A 2,308-nucleotide genomic window follows, 5' to 3' on the forward strand; every position below is an offset into this window, starting at 1 on the left:
CATCGCCATCGACACGCTCTCGGCCAGCTCCACGTCCTCGGCCACATCCGGCGCGGTCAGCAACGGCTCGGGCAACCACGGCCCGACGTACGACTCCCTACGTCGGCCGAGCGCGCGCAGCCGCATCAGCGCCTGCCGGGTGACGATCCGCACCAGATAGGCGCGTTGATCCCGCACCGTCCCGAGATCGACGTCCGCCCAGCGCAGCCACGTTTCCTGGAGGACGTCTTCGGCGTCGGCGGCCGAGCCGAGCATCTCGTAGGCCACGGTGAACAGCAGGTTGCGATGGGCGACGAAGGCCGCGGTGGCCGGGTCCACGGTTTCCCCATGCGCGTACGGCTCGCCCGCGCCCACCTGTCCCTCGCCCATCACGGCTCCTCCCCGATCGCACTCGCCTGCGCCTTACACGCACAAGACGCCTATCCTCGGCGTTCTGTGACCGCGGCGACAGGTGGTGTACGTCACACGACCCGAGCTGTCACAGGCGGCGGGGCACCGGCATCTCGTGTTCGTCAGGACGCCGCCCGGACAAGCCGGGCGGCACGCGACTCCACAGGAGTGAGGACGAATGACGAACTCGGAGCGGACCTTCGCGCTGGTCACCGGTGGCAACAAGGGCCTCGGTCTCGAAGCGGCCCGCCGGCTCGGTACGGAGGGGTGGACGGTCTTCCTCGGCTCGCGCGACGAGAGCCGGGGACGGGCGGCCGCAGGCAAGCTGGCCGCGGACGGCGTCGACGTGGTCATGGTCCCGCTGGACGTGACCTCGGACGCGTCGGTGGCCCGTGCCGTACGGCTCGTCCGCGAGCACACCGACCACCTGGACGTGCTGATCAACAACGCCGGCGCGCCGGGAATGGTCACTCCGCCCGCGGAGACCACGGTGGACGAGATCCATTCCGTCTACGACGTCAACGTCTACGGACCGATCAGGGTCACGAACGCGTTCCTTCCCTTGCTGCGGGCGGCGCACAACCCTCGGGTGGTGATGGTGTCGAGCGCCGCCGGGTCCTTCGCGGTCGTGACCGATCCGGAGCAGCCCATCTCGAAGATGCACGAACTCGCCTACACGTCGTCGAAGGCGGCGCTGAACATGATCACCGTCCGGTACGCCCAGGCACTCCCGGAGATCAAGTTCAACGCCACCACTCCCGGGGAGGTCGCGAACCACACGTTCGCCGCCACCGACATGAACAACCACACCGGTCAGTTGACGGTCACCGAGGGCACCGACTCGATCGTCGGACTCGCGATGATCGGCCCCGACGGGCCGAGCGGAATCTTCACCGACCGCCTCGGCCCCGTCGGATGGTGACCGCCGAGCCTTGGCATCCTGTGTGATGTAAACCGCCACGCGCTGGTCGGCATCGCGGTGTCCGGTACCGCGCCGGAAAACGCCTGTGGGGTGTTGGCGAGTCTTGAGCCGGTCGGTGACCGCTCCGGAAGGCATCTCCGGTCCTCGCCGAGCCCGCTCCGTCCGTGCACATTCCGCAAGCTCGGAATGCCCGCGGGGCCCGGTATCGGGCACAACGCTTCCGGCCCGTCAACGCCCCCCGTGCGCGGCGCGACCTCCCCAGCCTTGACGGAGCCCGCGTAGCCGACGCAACCTCCTTCCGGCCGCTCACCATGCCCCCTGTTAGGAGGTGACCTCTCCGGCCCCCACAGAGCCCGCGTTGCCGGTGCCCCTTCCGGCCTGCACACCCGGACCGCGCACCTGGACCGTACGCCCCTGGCGACAGCCCGGAAGCCTCTGCGAATCATCTCCGGGCACAACGCTTCTGGCCGTCGCGGTGCCCTCGTGCCGGTCGCGGCCTTTCCAGCCTTCACGGAGCCCGCGTTGCCGGCGACCCTTCCGGCCTGCACGTCCGGACCGCGCACCTGGACTGCACGCCGCGACGACAGCCCGGAAGCCTCTGCGAATCATCTCCGGGCACAACGCTTCTGGCCGTCGCGGTGCCCTCGTGCCGGTCGCGGCCTTTCCAGCCTTCACGGAGCCCGCGTTGCCGGCGACCCTTGACCCTTCCGGCCTGCACACCCGGCCCGTACACCTGAACTGCACGCCCGAGACGACAGCCCGGAAGCCTCTGCGAGCCGTCTCTGGACGGGACGTTGCATCGAGGACTGCCTCGCATCGCCGGGCTGGGGCTCCATATTTGCCCAGGTCAGGGTTTGATTCGATGGTGTGTTCGAGGTAGGCTTGAGGCAGCCGTTACAGGTGAGCCTAGCTGGCGGGCCGTTGGCCATACGCCGTGTGTTGAGCCGAGTCTGTTGAAGGAAGTCCCGGTCCGGGCGGTCGGGAAACCGTTGTTTG

Annotated in this window: 2 protein-coding genes; one reads left to right on the plus strand and one right to left on the minus strand. The window is 68.9% G+C overall.

Translation table 11 applies throughout. The features are described 5' to 3' along the window. The coding region (locus tag FLV34_RS39065) for a sigma factor (protein ID WP_315985234.1) at positions 1–369 on the minus strand (369 nt) is incomplete at its 3' end. 199 nt (positions 370–568) lie between these two features. Between FLV34_RS39065 and FLV34_RS39070 the strand changes: the two genes are divergently transcribed. Then, positions 569–1,312, plus strand: coding sequence for an SDR family NAD(P)-dependent oxidoreductase (locus tag FLV34_RS39070; protein ID WP_142652749.1), 744 nt, complete (start codon positions 569–571; stop codon positions 1,310–1,312). Positions 1,313–2,308 lie beyond the last annotated feature (996 nt).

Source organism: Microbispora sp. CSR-4 (genome assembly GCF_008033685.1).
Classification (GTDB): Bacteria; Actinomycetota; Actinomycetes; order Streptosporangiales; family Streptosporangiaceae; genus Microbispora.

Excerpts from the sequence above, each read along its gene's own strand:
- FLV34_RS39070 (WP_142652749.1), top strand. The coding sequence starts at position 569 with ATGACGAACTCGGAGCGGACCTTCGCGCTGGTCACCGGTGGCAACAAG.